General features: G+C 37.6%; 28 protein-coding genes and 1 pseudogene. 24 read left to right on the top strand and 5 right to left on the bottom strand.

The window, feature by feature from the left end; all coding sequences use genetic code 11:
- The first annotated feature begins 33 nt into the window (after positions 1–33).
- The gene (locus ACM66U_RS11605) at positions 34–561 is read left to right on the top strand and encodes a hypothetical protein (RefSeq protein ID WP_418640822.1); all 528 of its coding nucleotides are present in this window, start codon (positions 34–36) and stop codon (positions 559–561) included.
- Between the two features lie 21 nt (positions 562–582).
- Positions 583–1,629: pseudogene (locus ACM66U_RS11600) on the top strand (IS1634 family transposase); the annotation flags it as partial.
- 217 nt (positions 1,630–1,846) lie between these two features.
- Here the strand turns inward: ACM66U_RS11600 and purM are convergent.
- The gene (purM, locus tag ACM66U_RS11595) at positions 1,847–2,845 is read right to left on the bottom strand and encodes a phosphoribosylformylglycinamidine cyclo-ligase (protein ID WP_418640821.1); all 999 of its coding nucleotides are present in this window, start codon (positions 2,843–2,845) and stop codon (positions 1,847–1,849) included.
- Positions 2,845–3,045, bottom strand: a complete 201-nt coding sequence (locus tag ACM66U_RS11590; protein ID WP_151899275.1) for a YgaP family membrane protein — start codon at positions 3,043–3,045, stop codon at positions 2,845–2,847. Before ACM66U_RS11590 ends, purM begins: the two co-directional genes overlap by 1 nt.
- A gap of 122 nt (positions 3,046–3,167) precedes the next feature.
- On the opposite strand from ACM66U_RS11590, the gene ACM66U_RS11585 reads away from it, so the two are divergent.
- The 4 genes from ACM66U_RS11585 to ACM66U_RS11570 all read left to right on the top strand — a co-directional run bounded on the left by ACM66U_RS11585 (position 3,168) and on the right by ACM66U_RS11570 (position 5,317).
- Positions 3,168–3,719: a spermidine synthase gene (locus ACM66U_RS11585; protein WP_418640820.1), complete on the top strand. Its 552-nt coding sequence runs from the start codon at positions 3,168–3,170 to the stop codon at positions 3,717–3,719.
- Positions 3,719–4,315 carry a dephospho-CoA kinase gene (coaE, locus tag ACM66U_RS11580; RefSeq protein WP_418640819.1) on the top strand — a complete coding sequence of 199 codons (597 nt, stop codon included), beginning with the start codon at positions 3,719–3,721 and terminating at the stop codon, positions 4,313–4,315. The genes ACM66U_RS11585 and coaE overlap by 1 nt, the downstream gene beginning before the upstream one ends.
- Positions 4,312–5,070 carry a diaminopimelate epimerase gene (gene dapF / locus ACM66U_RS11575; protein ID WP_418640818.1) on the top strand — a complete coding sequence of 253 codons (759 nt, stop codon included), beginning with the start codon at positions 4,312–4,314 and terminating at the stop codon, positions 5,068–5,070. The genes coaE and dapF overlap by 4 nt, the downstream gene beginning before the upstream one ends.
- 70 nt (positions 5,071–5,140) lie before the next feature.
- Complete coding sequence (locus tag ACM66U_RS11570; RefSeq protein ID WP_418640817.1) at positions 5,141–5,317, top strand: hypothetical protein; 177 nt, start codon at positions 5,141–5,143, stop codon at positions 5,315–5,317.
- A gap of 42 nt (positions 5,318–5,359) precedes the next feature.
- Here the strand turns inward: ACM66U_RS11570 and prfA are convergent, their stop codons facing one another.
- Together prfA and rpsT are read right to left on the bottom strand one after the other, a co-directional pair.
- Positions 5,360–6,427: a peptide chain release factor 1 gene (gene prfA, locus ACM66U_RS11565; RefSeq protein ID WP_418640816.1), complete on the bottom strand. Its 1,068-nt coding sequence runs from the start codon at positions 6,425–6,427 to the stop codon at positions 5,360–5,362.
- A gap of 12 nt (positions 6,428–6,439) precedes the next feature.
- Positions 6,440–6,700, bottom strand: a complete 261-nt coding sequence (gene rpsT, locus ACM66U_RS11560) for a 30S ribosomal protein S20 (protein WP_151899280.1) — start codon at positions 6,698–6,700, stop codon at positions 6,440–6,442.
- Between the two features lie 207 nt (positions 6,701–6,907).
- Between rpsT and glmM the strand changes: the two genes are divergently transcribed.
- The 10 genes from glmM (at position 6,908) to ACM66U_RS11510 (ending at position 15,190) form a co-directional block, all read left to right on the top strand.
- Positions 6,908–8,248, top strand: coding sequence for a phosphoglucosamine mutase (glmM, locus tag ACM66U_RS11555; protein ID WP_418640815.1), 1,341 nt, complete (start codon positions 6,908–6,910; stop codon positions 8,246–8,248).
- Positions 8,241–8,702, top strand: coding sequence for a signal peptidase II (lspA, locus tag ACM66U_RS11550; RefSeq protein ID WP_418640814.1), 462 nt, complete (start codon positions 8,241–8,243; stop codon positions 8,700–8,702). The genes glmM and lspA overlap by 8 nt, the downstream gene beginning before the upstream one ends.
- A 72-nt stretch (positions 8,703–8,774) precedes the next feature.
- Positions 8,775–10,073 (top strand): trigger factor, encoded by a 1,299-nt coding sequence (gene tig / locus ACM66U_RS11545; RefSeq protein WP_151899283.1) that lies wholly within the window; start codon positions 8,775–8,777, stop codon positions 10,071–10,073.
- A gap of 3 nt (positions 10,074–10,076) precedes the next feature.
- Entirely contained in the window at positions 10,077–10,667 is a 591-nt protein-coding gene (gene clpP, locus ACM66U_RS11540; RefSeq protein WP_151899284.1) for an ATP-dependent Clp endopeptidase proteolytic subunit ClpP, read from the top strand.
- 9 nt (positions 10,668–10,676) lie between these two features.
- A complete protein-coding gene (locus ACM66U_RS11535; protein WP_151899285.1) occupies positions 10,677–11,714 on the top strand; it encodes a GGDEF domain-containing protein in 1,038 nt (345 codons plus the stop codon).
- A 23-nt stretch (positions 11,715–11,737) separates the two neighbouring features.
- Entirely contained in the window at positions 11,738–12,262 is a 525-nt protein-coding gene (gene def, locus ACM66U_RS11530) for a peptide deformylase (RefSeq protein ID WP_418640813.1), read from the top strand.
- Between the two features lie 77 nt (positions 12,263–12,339).
- Complete coding sequence (locus tag ACM66U_RS11525; RefSeq protein ID WP_151899287.1) at positions 12,340–13,848, top strand: YifB family Mg chelatase-like AAA ATPase; 1,509 nt, start codon at positions 12,340–12,342, stop codon at positions 13,846–13,848.
- A 101-nt stretch (positions 13,849–13,949) separates the two neighbouring features.
- Complete coding sequence (locus ACM66U_RS11520) at positions 13,950–14,201, top strand: hypothetical protein (RefSeq protein ID WP_151899288.1); 252 nt, start codon at positions 13,950–13,952, stop codon at positions 14,199–14,201.
- 14 nt (positions 14,202–14,215) lie between these two features.
- On the top strand, positions 14,216–14,881 hold the full coding sequence (locus ACM66U_RS11515; RefSeq protein WP_151899289.1) for a glucosaminidase domain-containing protein: 666 nt from the start codon (positions 14,216–14,218) through the stop codon (positions 14,879–14,881).
- Positions 14,882–15,034: 153 nt separating this feature from the next.
- On the top strand, positions 15,035–15,190 hold the full coding sequence (locus ACM66U_RS11510) for a Fe-Mn family superoxide dismutase (RefSeq protein WP_283949348.1): 156 nt from the start codon (positions 15,035–15,037) through the stop codon (positions 15,188–15,190).
- Positions 15,191–15,210: 20 nt separating this feature from the next.
- Here ACM66U_RS11510 and metH read toward each other — a convergent pair whose 3' ends face one another.
- Positions 15,211–18,699: a methionine synthase gene (gene metH / locus ACM66U_RS11505; RefSeq protein ID WP_151899290.1), complete on the bottom strand. Its 3,489-nt coding sequence runs from the start codon at positions 18,697–18,699 to the stop codon at positions 15,211–15,213.
- A gap of 200 nt (positions 18,700–18,899) precedes the next feature.
- Here metH and ACM66U_RS11500 point away from each other — a divergent pair, with 200 nt between their 5' ends.
- The 8 genes from ACM66U_RS11500 (at position 18,900) to aroC (ending at position 25,979) form a co-directional block, all read left to right on the top strand.
- On the top strand, positions 18,900–19,535 hold the full coding sequence (locus ACM66U_RS11500) for a recombinase family protein (RefSeq protein WP_151899291.1): 636 nt from the start codon (positions 18,900–18,902) through the stop codon (positions 19,533–19,535).
- A gap of 17 nt (positions 19,536–19,552) precedes the next feature.
- Positions 19,553–20,998, top strand: a complete 1,446-nt coding sequence (ccoG, locus tag ACM66U_RS11495) for a cytochrome c oxidase accessory protein CcoG (protein WP_151899292.1) — start codon at positions 19,553–19,555, stop codon at positions 20,996–20,998.
- 134 nt (positions 20,999–21,132) lie between these two features.
- Positions 21,133–22,197 carry a YeiH family protein gene (locus ACM66U_RS11490; protein WP_151899293.1) on the top strand — a complete coding sequence of 355 codons (1,065 nt, stop codon included), beginning with the start codon at positions 21,133–21,135 and terminating at the stop codon, positions 22,195–22,197.
- 92 nt (positions 22,198–22,289) lie between these two features.
- Complete coding sequence (locus ACM66U_RS11485; protein WP_151899294.1) at positions 22,290–22,760, top strand: hypothetical protein; 471 nt, start codon at positions 22,290–22,292, stop codon at positions 22,758–22,760.
- A complete protein-coding gene (locus tag ACM66U_RS11480) occupies positions 22,757–23,803 on the top strand; it encodes a tetratricopeptide repeat protein (RefSeq protein ID WP_418640812.1) in 1,047 nt (348 codons plus the stop codon). Before ACM66U_RS11485 ends, ACM66U_RS11480 begins: the two co-directional genes overlap by 4 nt.
- The gene (gene rnhA, locus ACM66U_RS11475) at positions 23,778–24,212 is read left to right on the top strand and encodes a ribonuclease HI (protein WP_151899296.1); all 435 of its coding nucleotides are present in this window, start codon (positions 23,778–23,780) and stop codon (positions 24,210–24,212) included. Before ACM66U_RS11480 ends, rnhA begins: the two co-directional genes overlap by 26 nt.
- Positions 24,213–24,225: 13 nt before the next feature.
- Positions 24,226–24,909, top strand: coding sequence for a ribonuclease III (rnc, locus tag ACM66U_RS11470; RefSeq protein WP_151899297.1), 684 nt, complete (start codon positions 24,226–24,228; stop codon positions 24,907–24,909).
- The gene (gene aroC / locus ACM66U_RS11465; protein ID WP_418640811.1) at positions 24,906–25,979 is read left to right on the top strand and encodes a chorismate synthase; all 1,074 of its coding nucleotides are present in this window, start codon (positions 24,906–24,908) and stop codon (positions 25,977–25,979) included. Before rnc ends, aroC begins: the two co-directional genes overlap by 4 nt.
- The last annotated feature ends 3 nt before the right edge of the window (positions 25,980–25,982 follow it).

Genomic DNA, 25,982 nt, shown 5'->3' with positions numbered 1-25,982 from the left:
GGAATATATTCATAGAATTTGTTATCATTTTATATGAGATTAAAAGTCAGAAAAAAGAAAAATAGCAGTGGAAGTATCAGTATTCATATTGTTGACAGAAGCAATCGAGGCTATAAAGTAGTTGAAACTTTGGGTAGCAGTAAAGATCCAGATGAGATTGAGCAACTTTACCAAAAAGCACTGGGGCGTATTGATGAACTTGAGTATAATCTTTTCTATTTTTTACAAACTAACAGTAAAAAAGAGTTGTTAAAAAAGCTGCTTGCAGAATATACAACACAAGATTTTATACCTATTGGTGATGAGTTAATATTTGGGAGATTGTTTGATAATATAGGGTGTAATAAAGTTTTTGAAAAGTTACAAACAACATCCATTCGTAAAGTTTCAGAAAAACAGTTTTTATTTCGCTCATTGGTAATATCAAGAATACTTTACCCCGGCAGCAAATTGGAGCTGATACACTATTTGGACTACTTCAAACATCAAGAGATGACAACAGATACAATTTATCGCTTCTTGGATACTATCTATCAAGAGGAGATAAAGACACAAATATAGCAATGTGTATTTGAACACACCCAAAAGGTGATGTCAGGAACTATCACTGTAACTTTCTATGATGTAACAACACTCTACTTTGAAAGTGAGAGTGAAGATGATTTAAGAAGAATCGGTTTTTCCAAAGAGGGAAAACTTGCCCGTCCCCAAATACTCCTTGGTCTTTTTACAACTCTAGAAGGGTATCCACTGAGCTTTGAAATATACGAGGGAAATAAATATGAAGGGCATACCCTTATCGATATACTTCAAAAGTTTCAAACACGGTTTCAACTCAAAGAAAAACCGATAGTAGTTGCGGATAGAGGGATGCTCACCCATGCAAATATTGCTTTTTTAGAGAATAACGGTTATAAATATATCCTTGCCTATAAAATCAAAAATATTGACAATGTACTCAAAGAGCAAATTCCAAATTTGACATTTATTGATGATGGGACTATCCATACCATTGATATAGATAAAACGATAAATTATATAGATGAATTTGGCAATAAACAGCAACTCCCTATCAGACAGAAACTGATTCTTACCTACTCATCCAAAAGAGCAAAAAAAGATAAAAGAACAAGAGAAAAAGCATTAGAAAAAATCAAACAGAGGTTATCTGATAAAAATATCACCAAAAGCGATCTAAAGCTCTCCTACTATGCCAAATATTTGGATATAGATGAGAAGTGCAGTATTAAATACAAACTCAATCCAAATAAAGTAATGCAAGATGAAAGACTTGATGGAATCAAAGGGTTTGCCACAAATGATTTTTCACTCAATGCCAATGATGTTGAGAGAGCTTTTAGAATCTCAAAAACAGATTTACGCATTCGGACAATATACCATCGCGTTGAGGAGAGAATAAAAGCACATGTACTTATTTCGTTTGTATCATATGCAGTTTACAAAGAGTTTGAAAGAAGATTAAAGTTGCATGATGTCAGATTTAAGTTCTCGCAGAAATTACTAAGAAAAATTATTGAACATATTACAGCTTTAAAAATTGATGATGAGTTGCTGCCTATAAATCCATCACCGATTCAGAAGCAAATCCTTGATATTTTTGAAAATTGAAAATGTGTGCCTTATCGCGGAAGTCAGGAATTTTTTGAGATTACTACCCAATATATAACTTTAATTCCATTAAAAACTCAACGACTTCTCGGAATTTATATTTTAGTATGGACTGAAAAGTGACAGAAAAAAGTTGCAGCAGTCGGCACTTATGTGCCGATTCCGAAGGATGTAGAGTTTCTTTGATATATATAATATCTAATTTTAATAAAAAAAGCTATACAAGCTTGGCTTCGCGTTTGCCCTCTTTTATCTCCCCGATCAGGTAAGATCCCTCGGCAGATGCCAAGACTTTCTCAACATTTGCTTCTTCAACGACAAGTATCATGCCTACACCCATATTGAATGCTCGAAACATCTCATCACGGGCTACATGCTCGCTCATAAGTTCAAAAATAGGAAGAACCCTGATAGCATCTTCTTTTACTTCTGCCATTAAGTTTTCAGGCAGTACACGTGGAAGGTTTTCTACAATGCCGCCACCTGTGATGTGTGCCATAGCTACTATCTCGTTTTTAAGTGCTTTGAATGTTTTGACATAGATATTTGTCGGCTCTAAGAGAGTTTCTATCAGCGGTTTACCGTGAAAGTCGTCATCAAAGTTGAGTTTCATTTTTTCAAAGAGCACTTTTCTTGCAAGAGAAAAACCGTTTGAATGCAGTCCGGAACTTGGAAGTGCTATAAGTTTGTGTCCTGCATGAACCAAGCTTACTCTGTCCATTTCAGATTTTTCTGCAACACCGACTGCAAAACCGGCAAGGTCATAGTCATCTTCGGAGTACATTCCCGGCATTTCAGCTGTTTCTCCTCCAATAAGTGCACATTCACTGCGGATACATCCCTCTGCTATGCCTGCAACGACATTGGTTGCTACATTTACATCGAGTTTTCCGGTTGCATAGTAATCAAGAAAGAAACTCGGAGTTCCAAAGTTACAGATTAGATCATTGACACACATTGCAACCAAATCAATACCTACAGTATTGTGAATACCGCTGTCAATGGCAAGTTTGAGTTTTGTGCCGACACCGTCGGTTGCCGCAAGCATGACAGGCTCTTTAAAACCTTTTGGCAATTCAAAGGCACCGGCAAATGAGCCGATGCCTCCAAGGACTCCGGGAACTTTTGTATTTTTGACAAGAGGTTTTATATTTTCTACAAAACTGTTTCCTGCATCTATATCTACACCCGCGTCTTTATACGAAATTTGACTCATTATTTTGACTCCGAATCTTGTGGTAAATCACATTTTTTTGAAATGATACAAAGTGGACAGAAGTTAGTCAAGCCCGCAATGAGAGGAATAAGTCCAAGATAGAACCATACTATGCCTGTGATTAAGCCTGCAATAATGAGAGCAAGACCAAGTGCAATGCGAAATACTCTGCAAAACTTTCTAATTTTGTTATAATCCATTTTATACCTTTAAGTTTTTATAAATATTATGTAATTATAGCGATATTAAGTAAAATTAATCCAAATATGCTAAAATCGCTTTTAATTAATCTACGGGCAAAGCCCATAACAGGAATTTAAGAATGAAAGATTTTATATATAACGAAATGATGGTGCATGTGCCATTGTGTACACATAAAGAGCCAAACAATGTTTTAATCATCAGTTCAAACTCGGCAGGCTTTGTGCAAGAGATACAAAAATATAAATATGATGATATTAATTGTGATGTAATTTCAGCAGATATAAATTTGCTCCGTGAGGTTGCCGATGACAAATATGATGTAGTGATCTCAGAACTTGAGACAGATGCTGCAGTTTTAGCGCATTTTAATCGTGTGTTAAACGAAGAGGGACTTTTGGTAACAGTGCACCCTTCTTTGGGTGATGTACCTGAAAACAAAAAAATTATGCAAATTTTAGGCAAATATGCAAAAATCATTATGCCATATAACCTAGGTAATGGAAAAACAGCTCTTTTGGCATCAAAAGAGTATCATCCAACAGCAGATATAATTTTACAAAGAACAGATCTTCTTGACGGTTTAGAATATTACAACTGTGATATTCACCCTGCTGCTTTTGCTACCGGAAACAATGTGAGAAAAGAGTATCTGGGCATTATTAAAAACTAATGGCTTATGAGTATGCTATTGCACTGACAGGCGGCATTGCTACTGGAAAAAGTACAGTAGCCTCACTGTTGGCACTGAACGGAATGCGGGTTATTGATGCAGATATGATTTCACATGAAATTCTCGATGACTCTGTAGAATGGGTGATAGAAACTTTTGGAAGTAAGTATGTAAACGGTACAAAAGTAAACAGAACAAAGTTAGGAAGTTATATTTTTTCTCATCCTGCCGCGAAAAAAACACTTGAAGCGTATCTGCATCCTAAAATACAGGCTGAAATAGAAAAACGCAGTGAAAAGCAGGATAAATTTCAATTCCCCTATCTTATAGATATCCCGCTTTTTTTTGAAAATTCCAATTATGATATAAAAGAGAGTGTTGTAGTCTATACTCCTGAAGATATTCAACTTGAGCGTTTTATGAAACGTAACGGTTACTCAGAAGAGGAGTCTTTGAAGCGAATTGCTTCACAAATGCCGATTGATGAGAAAAAAAACAAAGCGACCTGGATTATAGACAATTCAAAAAATCTCAAACATCTGCAAAATGAGGTAGAGCAATTTGTAGAGAAGATAAAGGAGATATACAAAAAATGAAAATAAGCAAATACAGTGCAAACGGAAATGATTTTGTAATATTTCATGATGATAAAAAACAAGAGCGCAACGAGCTTGCAAAAGTCTTATGCCATCGTCAAGAGGGCATCGGAGCAGACGGACTGATAGTCATCGTGCCTCATGAAAAGTATGATTTTGAATGGGAGTTTTATAATTCTGACGGAAGTCATGCGGATATGTGCGGAAATGGCAGTCGGGCATGTGCACATTATGCGTACAATCATAACCTTGCACCTGCAAAAATGCAGTTTATGACAGGAGCCGGTGTTATTGGCGCAGAAGTCGAAGAAAATACTCCCAAAAATGCTATGGTGACAAGCGAACTGACAGCTCCTGAGATTCTTGAAACCGGTATAGAATTTGGCGGGCACTCCTGGTGGCTGATAAATACAGGTGTGCCGCATTTGGTACGATATACCGACTCTATAGAAGATTTTGACACAGAAGAGGCAAGAGAACTTCGCTATGTTTATAATGCAAATGTCAATATTATGCATGTAGAAAGCGGCAATTTGAGAGTCCGTACTTATGAACGCGGTGTGGAAGATGAAACATTGGCCTGTGGGACAGGAATGGCTGCCTGCTTTTACAGAGCTTACAAAGAGGGCAAAGTCAAAAACAATATTGAAGTTTATCCGACAAGTGGCGATACACTCTATTTGGGTGCAAATGAAAAAACGATTACTTTTAAGGGGCGTGTGAAAAAAACTTTTGAAACAGAATGGGAAGTTTAGATTGCTAGGTTACATGTAAAGCTTATAAGCTTGAGGCTTTAGCATAGAACGTAAGGGTTCCGAGGGAGCGTTGAGCTTTACATGTATATTTTTAGGAATCGGTACTTCAGTGCCGACTGCTGCAACTTTTCTGCCACTTTCAGCCCAGACTGAAGTCTGGGTTCCGAAAAAGTCGATGAAACTTAACGGAATAAACATTGAATTCTGGGTTTCGGTACCTGCATCGGCTTTACATGTAAGCTTGTAAAGCTATTTGCAAGCTTTAATAACGAAGTTAAAGCAAAGCCCTTTAGAGCCCTGCAGCCTCTACGATTTTTGCCTGATGGTCTGCAATAAGCGGCTCGATGATTTCATCAAGCAGTCCGCCGCTCATAATTTCATTGAGTCTGTAAAGTGTCAAGTTGATTCTGTGATCACTGATACGGTTCTGCGGATAGTTATATGTTCTGATTCTTCCGCTTCTGTCACCGGTACCTACCTGTGCGGCACGTTGTGCAGCATCTTCGGCTTGAGCTTCTTGCATTTGTAAGTCATAAAGTCTTGCTTTTAAGACTTTCATCGCTTTTTCTCTGTTTTTATGCTGTGATTTCTGATCCTGATTAGTGACAACCAGACCTGTAGGCAGGTGAGTAATGCGAACAGCCGAGTCGGTAGTGTTGACAGACTGTCCTCCACAACCTGATGAACGCATCACATCAATTTTTAAATCATTCTCGTTAATCTCAATTTCGACATCATCAACCTCAGGCATAACTGCAACTGTGATTGCAGAGGTGTGTACCCGGCCCTGACTTTCTGTCTGAGGCACGCGTTGCACCCTGTGTGTACCGCCTTCGTATTTCAACCTGCTGTAAACCTGTTCCCCTTTTATAAGTGCTATAACCTCTTTGTATCCGCCTGCATCTGAAGGAGAAGTGCTCATCAGTTCTATTTTCCAGCCTTTTAAATCTGCATAGCGCGTATAGGCATCAAACAGGTCTCCGACAAAGATTGCCGCTTCATCTCCACCGGCACCGGCACGAAGCTCTACAATGATATTTCTGTCATCATTGGGATCTTTTGGAAGAAGGAGCATTTTTATCTCTTCTTCCAAAACGGAAACCTGAGGTTCAAGTTCTTTAAGTTCTTCTTTTGCCATATCACCCATTTCCGGGTCTGAGAGCATCTCTTTTGAGTCACTGATTTCTTCTAAAAGTGCTTTGTACTCTTTTGTCTTTTCAACGATCGGTAAAAGGGAAGACTGTTCTTTGGAAAGTTCTGTCATCCGTTTGATGTCAGAGGTGATGTCAGGTGAACTTAGCAATTCGCTAAGTTCGTTATAGCGGTTGATAAACGGTGTAAGTTTATCTGCTAACATTTGTTGCTAGCCTTATATTGCGTTTACAGATTTGTGTAGACGGCTTACTTTTCTTGCAGCAGTCTCTTTTTTCAAGATACCTTTGCTTACAAATTTATGAATTTGCTGGTTTGCAACTTTAAATGCTGCCTGTGCTTCTTCTTTGTTACCAGCTTCAACTGCTGAACTAACTGCTTTTACGATATTTTTAAGACGAGTTCTATAGAAACGATTACGTTCGGTACGAACGAGTGTCTGGCGAATTCTCTTAATTGATGACTTGTGATTTGCCATTTAATGAGTCCTTTTTGGAATTTAAGTGCGAAATATTACCTTAAAAATAATTAAAATTAAGTTAAAGGGTGGTAAAATACTTGAAATTGTCCTGAATGTTTACTTTCAAGCTTCAAAAAAAGAGAGCGAATCCTCCCTTTGGTCTGAGTCTCTTTTTTTAAATCTTGCAAGTAAACCGGCAAATCGAATATTTTGAGTGGAGTGAATATGAAATTATTTGGCACAGACGGCGTACGAGGCGAGGCAGGTTCTTTTTTAAGTGCTCCGGTTGCTATGAAGGTTGCTATGGCTGCGGGGATTTATTTGAAATCGTCGGCAGTTACAAATAAAATACTTGTAGGAAAAGATACACGCAGAAGCGGCTACATGATAGAGAATGCTATTGTAAGCGGATTGACGGCTATTGGGTATGATGTCATTCAGGTTGGTCCTATGCCTACACCGGCCATAGCATACATTACAGAAAATATGCGCTGTGATGCGGGGATTATGATTTCTGCTTCACATAATTCTTATGAAGATAACGGGATTAAGTTTTTTAACGCCCACGGGGATAAATTTTCAAGTGAGACAGAAAAAGAGATAGAAAATATATATTTTAACGATGCATTTCTTAATAACTCCCAGGTTACAGGCAAGGCAATAGGAAAAGCAAAACGTATTGATGATGTGATAGGGCGATATATAGTACAGCTTAAGAACTCTTTTCCTGTGCATATGACACTGCAGGGAATGCGTATAGTGCTTGACACGGCAAACGGTGCAGCTTATAAAGTAGGCCCGACTGTTTTGGAAGAACTTGGTGCCGAAGTGATTGTACTGCATGACAAACCAAACGGTTTCAACATTAACGAAGACTGCGGTGCTTTGCATACAAAAGATTTATGCAAGAGTGTTGTCAGATATAGAGCCGATCTGGGAATAGCACTTGACGGTGATGCTGACAGACTTGTTGTTGTAGATGAAACTGGAGAAGCAGTAGATGGTGACCATCTTCTGGGTGCACTTGGCGTTTACCTACATAAGCAAAACAAGCTCAAAGGCGGAGGAATCGTAACGACTGTCATGAGTAATCAGGGGCTTGAAGATTACATGTCAGAAAATGGTTTGAAACTTTTTCGATCAGATGTCGGAGACAAACATGTTTTGGCAATTATGAAAAAGCAGGACATTAACTTTGGCGGGGAACAAAGTGGGCATATTATATTTAGTGATTTTGCAAAAACCGGAGATGGACTTGTAGCAACACTTCAGCTACTTGCCTTATTGAATGATAAAAAGAAAAAAGCTTCAGAGCTTTTACGACCATTTCCTTTATATCCGCAAAAACTTGTGAACTTACATGTAAAGAGAAAAAAGCCTTTAAGTGAAATTACTTCTCTGGATGAAAAGTTGCATGCTTTAGAGAAGAAAGGAATACGGCATTTGATCCGCTACTCAGGGACAGAAAACAAACTGCGTGTTCTTTTGGAGTGTAAAGAAGCTGATATCATGAATGAAAAAATGAATGAAATCGTAGAATTCTTTAAAAAAGCGCTCAATGAATAACAGTAATAAAATGTTACGCCTTTCAGCGATATTGCTCTTTAGTATCGCAGGTGTATTTATCATCGATCAAAATATTAAAAGTCTCTTTGTTGAGGGCTTTCGTTATTATACAGAGTGTATAGATCTGATACTTGTTTACAACAAGGGTGTTGCATTTTCAATGTTTGCATTTTTGAATGAGTATTTAAAGTATATTCAGCTTTTGCTTGTAAGTGGTGTTTTGATATATGTACTGTACCTCAAAAAGCTATGTTACGCTTTACCGGTGGGAATACTTCTTGGAGGGGCGTTTTCCAATATTTATGACAGGTTTGTTCATGAGGGCGTTGTAGATATGGTCTACTGGCATTGCGGATTTGATTTTGCTGTTTTTAATTTTGCAGATGTGATGATAGATTTTGCCGTTTTATGGCTGCTTATTTTAAATTTCAAACCAAATTTATGCAAAAATTAATCGCAAAAAAAGCACATTTTTGGTATGATTGTCCAAAATAATGGTGTATACAATACAGATAAAAGGAAATTGATGGAAATCAAAGCAAACAAAATTAATGGTGCAAATGCTCAAATTGAAGCAACAATCTCAAGAGATGAGGTGAATGAAAAGATAGAAAAAATTGCGAAACAACTCTCTAAAACTGCGAATGTTCAAGGTTTCCGTAAAGGGAAAGTTCCTGTTGCTATTATCAAAAAGCAATATGGTGAAAAACTTGTTGAAGATGCTGAAGCAGAAGCACTTCGTGAAGTTCTTGCAAAAGGCTTGACAGAGTTAAACATTGACAGTGCATCTTTGATTGGTGAGCCGACTATTTCTAAATTTGAGAAAAGTGATGATAAAATAGAGGTAGCCGTAAAAATAGCTATGCGTCCTGAAATAAATTTAGAGAATGTAAAATCTTTTGTTCCTGATTTTGAAAAACCTGAAGTGACAGATGAAGAGGTTGAAGAGAGAATTAAGGAAATCGCTGAAAATCAAGCGCCTTTGGTTGACATCAAGCGTAACCGCAAAATGAAAGAGGGTGATACTGCTGTTATTGACTTTGAAGGTTTTATAGACGGAAAAGCTTTTGAAGGCGGTGCTGCAGAGAATTTTGAGCTTAAACTTGGTTCGGGACAGTTTATCCCAGGATTTGAAGATCAGTTGATTGGCGTAAAAAGAGATGAAGAAGTTACAATCAATGTGACTTTTCCTGAAAACTACGGTTCAGACACACTTGCAGGAAAAGATGCCGAATTTAAAGTAAAAGTAAACGGTATTAAAGTAAAAGACGAGGTTGTTATAGACGATGAGCTTGCAAAAAAACTGCTTCCTGGTGAAGAAGATGCAACTTTGGAAAAACTTAAAGAAGAAGTAAAAAAAGCACTTGAGCAGGAAAAACTTGCAAAACTCTACAATGAAGAGCTAAAACCGAAACTTTTAGAGACGCTGGTTGAAAAAATTGATTTTGATTTACCGGAGTTTGTCGTAGATCAGGAAATTGATATGGCTGTCAACAAAAAAGCATCGCAAATGAGTGAAGATGAAATCAAAGAGCTTAAAGAAAACCCTGAAAAACTAGAAGAACTTCGTGAAAGCTTTCGTGATGATGCAGTAAAAAGTGTAAAAGCGACATTCATTATAGATGCGTTGGCACAGGAGATGGGTATAAAAGTAGAAGAGCAGGAAGTGATGCAGACTATCTACTATGAAGCAATGCAAATGGGTCAAGATCCGCAAAAGGCATATGAACATTATAAAGAGGCAGGGTATCTTCCGGCAATTCAAATGTCAATGGTGGAAGACAAAGTGTTAACTGCTCTCTTGAATGAAAAGTCAGAAGCGTAAGCCATGAGCTATATTCCTTATGTAGTGGAAAAAACAGGACGCGGTGAGCGTTCTTATGATATTTTTTCCCGTCTTTTAAAAGACAGAATTGTGATGCTCAGCGGAGAGGTAAATGATGCTGTGGCATCTACTATTGTTGCACAGTTTTTGTTTCTTGAAGCAGAAGATCCCGAAAAAGATATCTATTTTTATATTAACTCTCCCGGCGGTGTTGTGACTGCGGGGATGGCTATTTTTGATACGATGAACTATATTCGTCCGCATGTTGCTACGATTTGTATCGGTCAGGCTGCATCTATGGGTGCATTTTTGCTCTCAAGCGGTGAAAAAGGCAAACGCTATGCATTGCCTCATGCCAGAATCATGATACACCAGCCTTTAGGCGGTGCACAGGGTCAGGCAACTGATATCGCAATTCAGGCAGAAGAGATTCTTCGCATGAAAAAAGAACTCAATGCAATTTTGGCAGAAAATACCGGGCAAAGCATTGAAACAGTTGAAAAAGATACAGATCGTGACAACTTTATGAGTGCTGCAGAAGCAAAAGATTATGGCATGATTGATGAAGTGTTAGTTAAGAACGACAAAGAGTAGGGAGAAAATATGGCAGGTGGATTAAAATCAAAAGTACAGAAAAACTCTAATGCAAAGACAACTGTCATAAAAAAACTGGATCTAGAGAGTTCTTCGAGTGATATTGAAATTTATGCAAAAGAGGTTTTAAATGCACTTATTGCAGACAATTTACCACCTACTCCCAATAACTTTTCACTCTATTTTGACAGACTTTTGGAAGATAAAAGCGAAAATCTTCGGAAGCAGATACACTCTATTTTGGAACTTGAAGAGAACAATGATGATGAAAATACTATTGTTTTGGAACAAAATCTTAAACAGGGATTTAGTTCCATCAAGCATATTCTTACGGTAACAGCCAACCTGTACAAAAATATGTCTTTAATGATAAAAATTTTAGAAAAAAGAAAAAAAGAGCTCAGTAATGTACCTAGTGAAAAAGAGGCTGTGAATATAATCGGTATTTTAGAGGGGGATGTTTCCAAACTGAATTCTATTTTGAAAACACAAAGCTCTCAAATGAAAACAATCTATGATGATACAGCTAAAATTGTTAAAAATGTTGAGAATGAGACAATATTTGACAATCAATTCGGAGTCTATAACAAACGTTATCTGCTTACAAAAATTGAGCAGGAAATTGGGCTTATTAAAGAGTTTAATCATAAAAGTTCTCTTATTATGATAGAACTTTCTCGTGAGCTCAAGAAAAGCGTCAACAATGATAAGGCGGTTTTACTGATGACCAGAACAATTGCAAGACTGCTTTTAAAAACTTCAAGACGAAGCGACATTGTGGCACATTACGGGAATGGCGTCTTTGCAATGCTGCTGAAGCATACAGATATAGAGAGTGCCCAAAAGGCAAGTGAGCGACTAAGTGATTTGGTTTCAAACTCTAATTTCTTTTTGGCAGACAGAGAAATTCATCTAAAAATTTCTATCGGTGTGACAGATGTAAATCCTGAAAATTCTGTTGAAGAGATTGTAGTCAGTGCAATGGACGGTATCCAAAAAGCGTATGAAGATAAAAACAGTGATTATGCTGTCTCATTGAGATCATAAAAAGCAGGAAAATTTTTTAAGAGATGAAGTTAACTATAGTAGAATATCCGGATAAAAAACTAAGAAAAAAATCTTGCGAAGTCAAAGAGTTTGATGATTCTTTGCATGAATTGCTCGATGCCATGAACCCTTTGATGATAAGCACAAACGGTATAGGCCTTGCAGCGATTCAGGTTGGACATCCGATTCGGGCACTTATTTTAAATATTCCTGATGAAGATGGAGAGCAGCCTCCTGAAAACCTGCTTGAAATTATCAATCCGGTTATGACGCATAAAAGCGGAGAAACAACCTATCAAGAAGGTTGCTTGAGTGTTCCCCAGTTTTATGAAGATATTAAACGATATGAAAATATTATTATAAATTATCAAGACAGATACGGGAACACAAAAACACTCGAAGCAGATGGGCTTTTGGCTATAGCTATTCAGCATGAGATGGATCACCTTGAAGGTATTTTATTTATAGACAAACTCTCCTATGCAAGACGAAAGAAGTTTGAAAAAGAGTATAAAAAAATGCAAAAAGAGAAAAAAAACAACAAATAAAATGACAATTTGTCATATTATTCCTTACATGTAAAGCATTCAGCTAAGATAGAAGCAACTAGAAGAAGGTTGATTCAATGAAAAAAGTTCGCTGTGCAACATATGAGGGAATAGATGCCAAAGTCGTTGATGTGGAATCAACTTTGACGAAAGGACTACCGTCCTTTTCTATAGTAGGGATGGCATCGACTGCTATTACAGAATCAAAAGAGCGGGTAAAATCTGCACTCCTGAGCAATGATTTTTCTTTTCCTCCCAAGAGAATTACTTTTCTTCTGGCTCCGTCTGAACTTGCAAAATCGGGTTCACAGTTCGATTTGAGTATGGCTTTGCTCATACTTTTGAATGAGAGTGATGCAGACTTGAACGGCTGGTTTGTCTTTGGTGAACTGGGGCTGGACGGAAGTGTAAAAGAAAATATTCAGCTCTATCCTTTAATTCTTTCTTTGGCAAATCAGGGGCTTATATCGCAAGCTGTTGTGCCGTACGAATCACTGCAAAAGCTGTCAAAAATTCCAAATGTTTCATTTTACGGAGTTAAAAGTGTCAATGAGGCTGTCAGTCTTTTGAAAAATCAGGAGACTGCAACGCCAAATATAGAACAAAGTGAAATTGGCTATCCGTATTATCAGTTAGAGGGACAAAGGTATTATTATACAAAAGAGTATACAGAAGATTTTATCGATGTCAAAGGACAAGAAATTGCCAAAAGAGCGGCTTTAATAGCCGCGGCAGGGTTTCATAATATTATTTTTGAAGGCAGTCCCGGGTGCGGGAAGAGTATGATTGCAAACAGACTCCGTTATATTCTTCCGCCCATGACAGAGAGTGAAATCCTGGATGTTGCCAAGCTTGAAGTTTTAGAAGGGTATGAACCGGAATTCAAACCTCACAGAACACTGAAAAATCCACATCACAGTTCTACACCGGCAAGTATTTTTGGCGGTGGCAGTCATAAGGCAAAAATAGGAGAGGTAGGGCTTGCAAACAACGGTATACTGTTTTTTGATGAATTACCGCATTTTTCAAAAGCTGTTTTGGAATCACTCAGAGAACCAATGCAGGATGCAAAAATAAGAATTTCAAGAGTCAATTCAAAGGTAGAATATCCGGCTAAGTTTTTGTTTGTAGGTGCTATGAATCCTTGCCCGTGCGGAAATTTATTAGATTCACACAAAGAGTGCAGGTGCAGTGATCTGGAAATACAAAAATACAAAAACCGTCTCTCTGAACCATTTTTAGACAGAATAGATTTAAATGTGGTGATGCAAAATGTAAATGTCAATGATTGTCCAAGTTTTTCATCAAAAGAAATGCACAAAACGGTTATTGAAGCACATATATTTTGCCAAAAACGTGGACAAAAAGTATTTAATGCACATCTGTCAGATAAAGATATGGAGAGATTTTGCAAGATGGATAATACATCCAATACAATACTTCAGACTGCCATAGAAAGGTTTGCTTTGTCATTTCGAAGTATAAAAAAAATTCAAAAAGTTGCTCGGACAATAGCAGATTTGTCTCAATCGGGTTTGATTAAAAAAGAACATATGCTTGAGGCTCTTTCATACAGAAGAAGGTAGGTTAGTAAAAGATATTTATATATCTTTTACTTTCATTCAGTTACAATGGTTGGGATTGGTATTGTATGGAGTGTGCTTAAAATGAAGAGGAGAAAAGAAATATGCATGACAGAAGAAAAAAATCAAAAATATTACCGATCTTTTTTTTATTTTTGCAGATAACTGCATTTTTCTTTGCAAGCTGTTTCTTTTATCAGTTGGCAGTTATTATGGGGGTATCGGCTAATATTACAGTGCTGATTATAGCAATTGCCAGTGTATATGCCATAATAAAATTTTTTGCCAGGTATTTTGAAATTAAAAATCGGATAAAATATATGGACTATGAATATTTCGGAAAAAAAGAGAAGTGATAAAATTTGTTTTTATGTTGTGTATAAGCCCATCTCTGCTTGTTTTGAGTGATGAGCGTCTCATTATTAAAAAGAGCAAGAAGAGAGCAGCTACACATCAGCTGTCTGTAAAAGAGAAAAAAAAGAGATTTTTGATGTTGCTGGTTCCTATTATTCGTAAAGTACATAATGAACTGATGCAAAGATATAAAAGAATTGCAAAAGATATCGCGAATAAAGAAAACAGAGAAGAGATTGAGTTCTTGAAAAAAAAATATAAGGCGACAAGTGATGAGGATTTGTTGGCACGTTTGAAACCGCATCCTGTAAGCATTGTATTGGCTCAGGCTGCTATGGAAAGTTCATGGGCTACTTCGAGATTTTTCAAAGAGGCAAACAATGTTTTTGGAATGTGGAGTTCCCATTTAAATGAAAAACGTATTGCCGCAGGTAGAAAAAGAGGTGGTACACAGACGATATGGCTAAGAAAATTTGATACACTGGAAGACGCTATACGTGCCTATTTTGAGATGATTGCAACAGGAAAGGCATATCACAGGCTTCGTCAACTGCGTTTAGAGTATGATGATCCCTATAAAATAACACAGGGTCTTGATAAGTATTCTGAAATGGGAGAGGATTATATAAAGGTGTTAAACCAGGTGATTAAGTTTAATCATTTAACGAAATATGACCGCTAAAGTATTATTTTTGGGAGCTGCTGGGTTACGGAATAAATTTTATGGCAAAGAGTAAAATGATAGAGGTCTATTTAAAATAATTTTAGTTTTTTGGTTGCAGTAGTTTATTAAGCAGTGGAATAGTTGAGATGATTTTTACATCATGAAACGCCTCTGTTTACATGTGATGTCTGGGAACATGCCTATTATCTTGATTACAAAAATGAAAGAGCAAAATATCTGGATGCTTTTTGGGCACATATTAACTGGGACAATGCTTCAAAAGTATTTGCAGATAAAGAGCAGAAGAAAGAAGAAATAGGTTCCTGATTTATAAAAACACCTGTCGGCTACACATTGTAATATGTAGCCTCAGGATGGTATACAACAAGTGCCGAAGTTGACTGCTCGGGGTGTATTTGAAATGTTTCACTCAGTTCAATTCCAAACTCTTCCGGTTTTAAAAGATTAAACAAAGGACGGTTGAGCTCCAAGTCAGGGCAGGCCGCATAGCCAAAAGAGTAGCGGCTTCCCTGATATCTGTTCATGCGTACATCGGCGAGAGTGTTTCCTTCATCTTTTGCAATGTTGAGATCAAGGCGTATTTGTTTATGGGCAATTTCGGCAAGGGCTTCAGCAAGTTCAACCCCCAGTCCGTGAAACTGGTAATACTCCGTATAATCGCCTCTGTCATATATTTCGCGCTCCGCATCACTGATTTTACTGCCGGCACTCACACAGGTTAGGGCAATGACATCATGTCTGTCATTATGAAAAAAGTCACTGAGTGCGCGGTGGGGTTTTTTTCTCTGACGCGGAAAGGTAAAAACTTCTTCGGCACGTCCTATGATGTGTTCAAGCGGTTCGCGGTTGATATCTTCTTCTTTGAACCAGCCTTCGCTTTCATCAAAAATCAAAAGGGAGGTATCATCGCTTCTGCATGGCCAGTAGCCATAGAGTATGGTCGGCTCAAAAAGTTTTTCGTCTATAAAACGCTTTTTGAGTTTTTCATAGGCGGGCCATACAACTTCATCAAGCTGTTTTTGGTAGGCTTCTTTTGTCATGCCTTTTGAGGAGTAGCCCCAGCGGGATTTGAAAAGTATTTTATGGTTTATCCATTCAAAAGCCATCTCTATTTGCTGCGAGGTAAGTTTAATTTCGCGTCTGCCCCAAAACGGCGGTGTCGGTACGGGCACATCCCGTGAAGGCATTTTTATTTCAGACAACGGCGGGATAATAACCTCTTTGACTTCTTTACGCTCTATTTCAGGTGCATCAGGATGCAGATTGGTATCAAGATTACCGGCTTCTATGCGGCTCATGGCGGTGACACCGTCAAAAGCATCTTTGCAGTAAAAAATAGGGCCGTCATACGCAGGTCGGCAAAAATCATCTATAAAGGCACGTGTAAGAGCTGCACCACCCAAAAGAATCGGAATTTTAATACCTTTGTCCTGTAAAATATTTAAGTTTTCAAGCATCACCTGTGTTGATTTTACCAAAAGACCGCTCATACCGAGAGCCTGTGCATTTGATTTTTCCAATGTTTCAAGAAAGTTGTCAAGTTCTACTTTTATACCAAGATTGATGACCTTGTAGCCGTTGTTGGAGAGAATGATATCGACAAGGTTTTTGCCGACATCATGAACATCTCCTTTGACGGTTCCAAGAATAAGTGTCGTATCTGTCTCTTTTTCGATTTTTGGGAGATAGGGTTTGAGGTGATCAACCGCTTTTTTCATTGTCTCCGCCGATTGGAGCACAAAAGGGAGCTGCATCTGCCCTGAACCGAAAAGTTCGCCGACAACTTTCATGGCATCTATGAGAATCTCATTGACTATTTTTTCAGGAGCAATTTTGTGACGAGCCTCTTCCACAAGAGGAATCATTCTGTCTTTGTCCCCGTCCATCAGGAGTTTGGCTATCTTCTCTTCATCGCTCATTTTGAGATAGGCTTCATCTACCGCATCATTGTCAACTGCTTCTTTGGAGGAGAAATGTTCTATAAAAGTAAAGAGCGCTTCGCCGTTTGGTTTGCGGTTAAAAATCAAATCATCACAAATTTCCTGATCTTCTTTGGGAATCTTGTTCAGGGGAATAATATGCTTTACATTGATAATAACAGAAGTCAGTCCCGCCTCAACACAATGATGCAAAAACATAGAGTTCAAATAGGGTCTTGCATCTTTGTCCAGTCCAAAGGAGATATTTGAAAGCCCCAGGATGGCTCCGACTTCGGGATGTTTTTGTCGAAGCTGGCGAATTGCTTCAATAGTGTTAATCCCTGCATCAAAATACTCTTCATCTCCGGAACCCAAAGTAAAAGTGAGTACATCAAAAACCAGATCTTCTTTTTTGATGCCGTGACGGTTTGTTGCGAGGTCGATAATGCGCTCTGCTACTCTGATTTTGTCTTCAACAGTCTTTGCCATTCCTTTTTCATCAATCGTCAGACAGACAAGGCTCGCCCCGAATTTTTTTGCCAACTGGCAAACTGCATCAAATTTCGGTTCACCGTCTTCCAGGTTCACAGAGTTGAGAATCGGCTTGCCTCCGATATGTTTGAGGGCAGTTTCAAGCCCCTTTGTCTGGGTAGAATCGGGCATAAGCGGCAGGGCAATTTTTTGGGCATACATTGCCATGACTTCTGTCATATCTTTTGTTTCATCACGTCCCGCAAATCCGACATTGACATCAAGAACATGTGCGCCTGCACGGACCTGCTGTTGTGCAACGGAAAGCGTTCCTTCATAATCTTCTGCCAAAAGCAGTTCGCGAAAAGCTTTTGAACCGGTTGCATTGGAACGCTCTCCGACAAGCAGCGGTGCGGGTTCCTGCATAAGCGGTACGGTATTAAAGAGTGACGCGATAGAGTTTTGTTGTGAACCTGATGGCGGTTTTGGAACAACACTCGAGACCTTGTTGACAAGTGCACGGATATGTTGCGGTGTCGTTCCGCAGCATCCGCCTAAAAAGCTTACGCCGTCATACTCTAAAAATTTCTCCTGTTGTGCTACAAATTCATCAGGTCCCATCGGATAATAAGTATAGCCTCCGCGGTTTTGCGGCAGACCGGCATTGGCATGCACACTGATTGGTTTGCCCCAGAGTTCACTGAGTGTTTTGACATGTTTGAGTACCTGCTCAGGTCCTGTTCCACAGTTGAAACCAAGAGAGAGAATATCAAAAGGCTCCATAATGGTGGCAATGGTTTCGGCATCTGTTCCTATAAGCATTGTTCCGCTGAGTTCGATGGTCACAGAAACCATGATGGGGATTTCGACCTCTTTTTGTCTGCAGGCTTCCTGAATGGCATGCAAAGCAGCCTTTATCTGCAGTGGGTCCTGTGCCGTTTCAATGAGAAATACATCAACTCCTCCGTCGATAAGGGCGAGACAAAATTCAGTATAGCCTGCATACATTTCATCATACGTGATATGTCCGAGAGAAGGAAGTTTTGTTCCCGGTCCGATAGAACCAAGACAAAAACGGGGATGCTCCGGTGTTGAAAAAGCTTCACACTGTTTTTTGACAAGTTCGGCTCCGGCACGTGTCAGTTCATATGCACGGTGGCCGATGTTGTATTCATCCAAAACCCAGGAAAAAGAACCAAAGGTATTGGTTGTGATGAAATCAGCCCCGGCAGTCAGATAGGCATGAAAAATATCATTCATAATTTCAGGAGCTGTAACATTTAAGAGTTCATTGCATCCCTCATTCCCTTCCCATGCCTCTTTTGGAATTTGATCATCACGCTGCTGCAGTTGTGTACCCATTGCCCCATCGATGATAAGCGGGCGTTTTTTGATAGTTTCCAAGATGTATTGTTTTGTTGTCATATATAAAATCTTTTTATTTAAATATTTTATTATTTTAACATTATTGGATATAAAATTTGCTGTATTATCAGTCTAAATTTCACTTTTTAAGTTCGAGAAATGCTAAAATGACGAAATAATAAAAAAAAATATTGACTTTTATCGTCAAATAAGTGTATAATGACGATGAAAATCAATTATTAGAGAGGTTTAATCGTTAAATGACTATTGCCTATATCCGTCCGGATAAAAATTTTTTATCTGCACATGAACAGTTGAAATATATAAATTCTTACACAACGACTAATAATCTTGTTGTTGATGATGAATTTGTAGATTACATATCGCAAAATAAACGTTTGGAAGATCGCATAAATGTAACATCTTATTTTCAATCTAAAGAAGAAGCTATACTGCTTATATATGATGTTTGGGTTTTAACTACAAATATGGAAGATTTAATTCAAATGGTAAGTTGTTTGTTGAAAAATAAATATAAAGTGCATATTATAAAACACTCTGTTATAATTTCACAAGAGAGCAGTGCAATGTTGATTTTAGGGCTTATGGATCAACTCCGGCAAAAATTGAAAAATGATGCTAAAAGAATGATAGGGAGACCAAAAGGAAGCAGATCCAGTTCTAAGTTTGATATTTATTTAAATGAGATTATAGAGTATATAAGAGAGAAAAAAAGTGTAAGTGAAATGGCACGTCTTTTAAATGTCAGTAGAAGTTCACTAAAAGATTACATTGAATCAAGAGAGTTAAAACAGATAGCTTCGGGTTCGTTGCTGACGCATACTCAAGAAGATGCCGAAGCTCAGGTTATTAATACAATAGTATGTCCAGATTAATTTAATAGGAGAAATAGATGAGTGAAAAGAAAAAAAGTATAGAGATACCTACCCCTTGGAGAATTAAACGTTATTATGTTTATGCGTTGGCGACAATAGTAGCTTTGGTGTTGCCATGGATTAAAGTCAATGGACACCACTTCTTTTTATTGAGTTTTGACAAAATGAAACTGGACCTTGCTTTTGTGCAGTTTGATATGCAAGAGTTGTATTTGATGCCATTTTTATTGATGCTTCTTTTTATTACTATATTTGGTATGACAGTTTTAGGCGGTCGTGTTTTTTGTGGATGGGTATGTCCGCAAACTGTGTTTCGTGTCATTTATCGTGACTTGATTGAAACAAAATTATTGCATTTACGAAAGCGTATCGGAAACAAGCAGCAAGAACCGGATATGTCAAAACCTGAAAACAAAGTAAAAAAAGCGATAGCTGTTATGATATGGACTGTGCTTGCATTGATTGCAGGAGCCGATTTTATGTGGTATTTTGTTCCACCGGAGACCTTTTTTCAGTATTTAAGTAATCCTGGAGAGCATTTAACGATGATTGGTTTTGTTGTAGGGATTGCAGCATTTTTGATTTATGACATTGTATTTTTAAAAGAAAATTTTTGTATTTATGTCTGTCCATATTCCCGTGTACAGTCAGTACTCTATGATGAACACACAGTTATGGCGATCTATGACTTTAACAGAGGCGGACATATCTATGACGAGCATCACCATAAAAAATTTGAAAAACAAAAAGAGTTGCAAGCAGCAGAACCAAATGCCGAATGTACGACATGTGAAAAATGTGTAACAGTCTGTCCTACTCATATTGATATACGTGAGGGACTGCAACTTGAATGTATAAACTGTCTGGAATGTGTTGATGCCTGTACAACAGTTATGGGTAAACTTGGAAAACCATCACTCGTGACATGGTCAAGTGAGTATGAGATTGCTGAGAAAAAGGGAAAAACAAAATATTTCCGTCCAAAAATCATAGCATATATGGTTTTACTTGTGGGTCTTATGTTTGCACTTGGATATATGAGTACGACAAAAGAGCATATGCTGTTAAATATCAATAAAGAGACAAGACTTTATTCTGTCAAACATCTTGCAAATAATAAATTTGCAGTTGAAAACTCTTATGTCTTTTTATTGCAAAATACTGAGAATGAACCAATGAAATTTTTCTTTGAAGTTATTCCTCCAAAAGGAATGGAAGGGAAAATTCAAATAGTAAAACCGTCAAAACCTTTCAGAGTGGTACCTGGTGTTAAAAAGAAAAAAATTGTAACACTTAGAACAACAGAGATGTTGGTTGATGACAAACGCAAGGATACTATTATTCCTATTACTATTCATGCATATGCTTTGGATAAAGACGGAAAGCCTAGCAAACTTATTTCTGTAATGAGACATACAATTTTCGTCTTTCCTAAAGAGAATGTCCTTTTAGACTCAAAATAAATTTAATAATAAGAAATCACACCATGGTGTGATTTCTATCAAATTCTTCGCAAATAAATAATTTGTTTTCTCCTCAGCATAAAATTTGCTATAATTCGCCTCTATTTATAAATTTATAATAAAAGGTAATAACTATGGCATTCTCAAAAGAAAATAGAAAAGGTACTGTTTCAGGTATCATCTTTGTTGCAATTTTTGCAGCTGCTGCAACATCAATAGCGCAAATTGCATTTGTCAAATCACTTGGCATCTCTCCTCTTGTTATCGGTATAGTATTAGGTATTTTTTATGCAAATACTTTACATAACCATATTCCGAGTGCCTGGGGAACCGGTATTACGTTTTCAGGCAAAAAGATTCTTCGTTTTGCAATCGTATTTTATGGTTTTCGTATAACATTTCAGCAGATTATGGATGTGGGGCTCAGTGGTTTTACCGTTTCACTGATTATGCTTTCCACGACTTTTTTACTGGGAACATATTTAGGTATAAAAGCGTTTAAGATGGATAAAGACACATCAATGCTTACAGCAGCAGGTGCCTCTGTCTGTGGTGCTGCAGCAGTTCTTGCAACAGAACCTGTTTTAAAAGCAGAAGGGTATAAAACTGCAGTAGCGGTTTCAATGGTTGTGCTCTTTGGTACAATTTCTATGTTTTTGTATCCTGTTTTGTATGCATCAATTATTGAGCCGGCAACAGGATTTTTGCATATGACTCCGGAACAGTTTGGTATCTATACGGGCGGAACTATTCATGAAGTGGCACAGGTTGTAGCCGTGCCTGCTTCTATTCCAGGTGCACCTGAAATTATGGCAAACTCTGCAGTGATTGTTAAAATGACTCGTGTTATTATGATTGCACCAATGCTTATTGTTTTGGGAATTTATTTGTCTATGCAGGCAAAAAAAGAGGGAAAATCTGGCGGTAAATTACAGCTTGTTATCCCTTGGTTTGCAGTATATTTTATAGGTATGGCCGGATTTAACTCTTTGGATTTGGTACCGCATACTATTGTTGATACTATCAATACAATTGATACTTTTCTTTTAACGATGGCAATGACAGCACTGGGTATGGGAACAATCTTTTCCAAATTCAAAGGGCTTGGTTTGGCACCGCTGTATACTGCCGGTGCGATGTTTGCATGGCTGGTTATAGGCGGTTTTGTGGTGACTAAGTTTGTAACAGCTGCTCTTTAGCAGCTGTTGCAGCTTTGGCAATGAAGCTTCTTAATATACTTATTTAAATAAATATTATATAATATTTATACTAGTTCACAAGGAGTTTAATTTTGTCATATATTCCAAATACATTAAACTCTTTTTGGCTTTGGAAAGAGGTTTATGTAAAACTGGGGATTTCTAATCCTGCCTATAAATATTGGAAAAACACTCCAACGTTAAAATTGAATAATAAATATATTTTTATTCAAAAACAGACACTTCCAAAAAAACATGAACATGTTGAAAATATTCTAACAGATCTTTCGGGGTATTTGCCAATTAAATATGCATCAGATCAGTTACATGTAAATGAACACTTGTTCGTAAGTGATAAAATGGCACTTCATACAGAGTTTGAGTATAAGTTTGTCGAAGATGTAAAATTTGTAAATGTAAAAAGATTTTTTAGAGAATATGGAATTAAAGTGAACAAAAATTCCATTGTACAGTTAGGGAAAATCAAAGATTTGGAAATATCTTCGGATGCAATATTTTATAATTTGAAAAATGATTACGGATTGGTGGTATATAATTCATGAATACTTTTTTTATAGAGTTTCGAGACCCTCTTTTTTCCATTATTATTTTCTTTACCATTATATTTATAATTACTTTTTTTTCTTATTGGTGGGGGAGATATAAAAGAAAAGAGGATTCTAAACAAATAAGTAAATTTTTGGAACAGTTTCGTACCTTACCATCACATAACGAATTGAAAATTTTAATAGCTGAAGGAGGGCTGTCAGAAAAATCATGGCTGCTTCTTGCGAGTGCATACTATAAAAACGGTGATTATGAAAAAAGTATAGAGATATATAATGAAATATTAAAACTCGGAAATAAAAGAAATACGAGAGAAACAATGTTCTTACTTGGAAAAACATATTTTAAAGCAGGATTTTTAGAACGTTCCAAGCAGGTTTTTTTAGAAATTCTGAAAAAGAATCCCCGTACACCGGAAGCTTTGCATTATTTGCTTCTTGTGTATGAGTACATGAAAGATTATAAATCCGCTTTGGAAGTTTTAGAGCCGTTGGATGAACTTCAAGAAGATGTTATTCTTGAACGTGCATACCTGCATGTTTTGGAAGCTCTTGATTCGCCGAATATGACAAAAGAAGAAAAAGTCCAGAAGTTGTTGGAGATATATAAAAATGCTCATCGTCTGGCTTATTTGATATTTGATTATATTTTTCAGGTAGATCCGCAACTTGCCTGGAAAAATATTGACATCTCTAAAAGCGAACTTTTGACAGAACTCTTCTGGCGATGTGATTCAAAAGATTTGAATTTGGATATAATTACAGACAATGGCTATCTGCGGGAACTTTATACTGCAAGAGGTGATGTGAAACTTGCATACAACAGCAGTATATTTGAGCTTGATGTGTTGATAAAACTTGAGGGAAAATCAAATGCAACACTCAGTTTTGAATATGTGTGTGATAACTGTAAAGGGACATATCCTTTTGCTTTCAGCCGTTGCAGTTCATGTCATGCGATAGATACAGCAAGAGTGGAGTACAGTTTAAGTAAAGATTACGCTAAGGAATTCAGTGAAGAAAATAACTCTTTTCAGTGACGGCAGTGCCTTGGGAAATCCAGGTCCTGGAGGTTATGGTGTTATTTTGCGATATGGTAAAAGTGAAAAAGAGCTTTGGGGCTCGGAACTCCATACTACAAATAACAGAATGGAACTCAAAGGTGCAATAGAAGGGCTTCGTGCTCTAAAGGAGCCTTGTGAGGTCGATATAATTTCTGACTCCTCTTATGTGGTGAAAGGAATCAATGAGTGGTTGCAAAACTGGATTAAAAGAGATTTTAAAAAAGTAAAGAACCCTGATTTATGGAAAGAATACATAGAAGTGGCAAAACCGCATAAGATTCATGCCATATGGGTACGGGGACATGACGGTCATGAAGAAAATGAGCGATGCGATGTATTGGCAAAAGAAGCGGCGCAAAAAGCCAAAGAGGCTTTAACACAATGAGGAGAAGGTATTTATGCATAAAAATATAAAGACATTGGAAGAAAAATTAGGATATGAGTTTCGTGACAAAAAGCTCATTATCGAAGCGCTGACACATAAAAGCTATAAGCAGCCCTACGATAATGAGCGATTGGAATTTTTGGGTGATGCCGTATTGGACCTTGTGGTCGGAGAGTATCTTTTTAAAAAGTTTCGGACATCTGATGAAGGAAAACTCTCCAAAATCCGAGCATCACTGGTCAATGAAACAGGTTTTGACAAACTGGCACGGGCTTTGAATCTGGGTGATTATATACTGCTTTCAAATGCTGAAGACAATAATGGCGGACGCGAAAAATCTTCTCTGCTTTCAAATGCTTTTGAAGCTATAATGGGTGCAATATATTTGGAAGCCGGTTTGGCAGAAGTACGAAGAATAGCCATTGATTTAATAGAAAAAAATCATGATGAGATCTCTTTGGATTCTTTGTTCCGTGATTTTAAAACAACACTTCAGGAATTGACACAGGCCCGCTTCGGGATAACGCCGGAGTATAAAGTTTTGGCATCACGTGGTCCTGATCATCAAAAAGAATTTGAAGTGGGTGTATTTATAGAAGATAAAGAGTATGCCAGAGCAAAGGGAAAGAGTAAAAAAATTGCACAACAAGAGGCAGCGAGAGTTGCTGTAGATATGTTAAATAAGGAAAAAAAGTGAACAGTTTTGGAATGAAATTACGATTTTCAACATTTGGAGAGTCTCACGGAAAAGCATTAGGCTGCCTTTTGGATGGTGTTCCGGCGGGCTTGAATATTGATGAAGAATATATTCAAAGTGAACTTGACAGAAGAAAACCCGGAAAGAGTAAATTTGAAACTGCCAGAAAAGAAGCAGACAAGGTTGAAATCTTAAGCGGTGTGTTTGAGGGAAAAAGTACAGGTACTCCAATTGCAATGGTTATATACAATACAAACCAAAAATCAAAAGACTATACAAATATAAAAGATGTGTTTCGTCCCGGGCATGCAGATTTTACCTATTTTCACAAATATGGTATACGAGACTACAGAGGCGGGGGGCGCAGCTCTGCGAGAGAGACTGCTGCAAGAGTAGCAGCAGGGGCTATTGCAAAACTAATGCTTCAAGAGCTTGGTATTACAGTGCTTAGCGGTATCAGCGAAGTTGCAGGCATACAGGCAGAAGATTTTAATTATGAAGGTGCGAAGAAAAGTGTAATTTATGCACTTGATGCCAATAAAGAAGAAGCACAAAAAGCAGCAATACTTAAAGCAAAAGAGGAGCATGATTCTGTCGGCGGTGTTTCGCGTGTTCTCATCAAAGGTACACCCGTAGGTTTGGGACAGCCTCTTTACTATAAACTAGATGCTGTTTTAGCGGATGCTATGATGGGTATTAATGCTGTAAAAGCTGTTGAGATTGGAGATGGTGTATTGAGTGCCAAGGTACACGGTTCTCAAAACAATGATCAGATACGTGCAAATGGATTTGAATCCAATCATTCGGGTGGAATACTCGGTGGTATCAGTAACGGGGAAGATATAGTGCTTAATGTCTATTTTAAACCAACGCCATCTATTTTCAAAGAGCAGCATACTGTTACAACAGCAAATGAAGAAGTTGATTTTTCACTCAAAGGCAGGCATGATCCTTGTGTTGCTATTCGCGGTACTGTTGTATGTGAATCAATGGCCGCTTTGGTTATAGCTGATATGATACTGCTCAATATGGGTTCAAAAATGGATGGTGTCATTAAATATTATAAATAATAT

This window comes from Sulfurimonas sp. ST-27 (genome assembly GCF_048081595.1).
Taxonomy (GTDB): Bacteria; Campylobacterota; Campylobacteria; order Campylobacterales; family Sulfurimonadaceae; genus Sulfurimonas; species Sulfurimonas hydrogeniphila.
The sequence above is the reverse complement of the archived record's forward strand: the minus strand, read 5'-3'. Positions and strand labels throughout refer to the sequence as shown.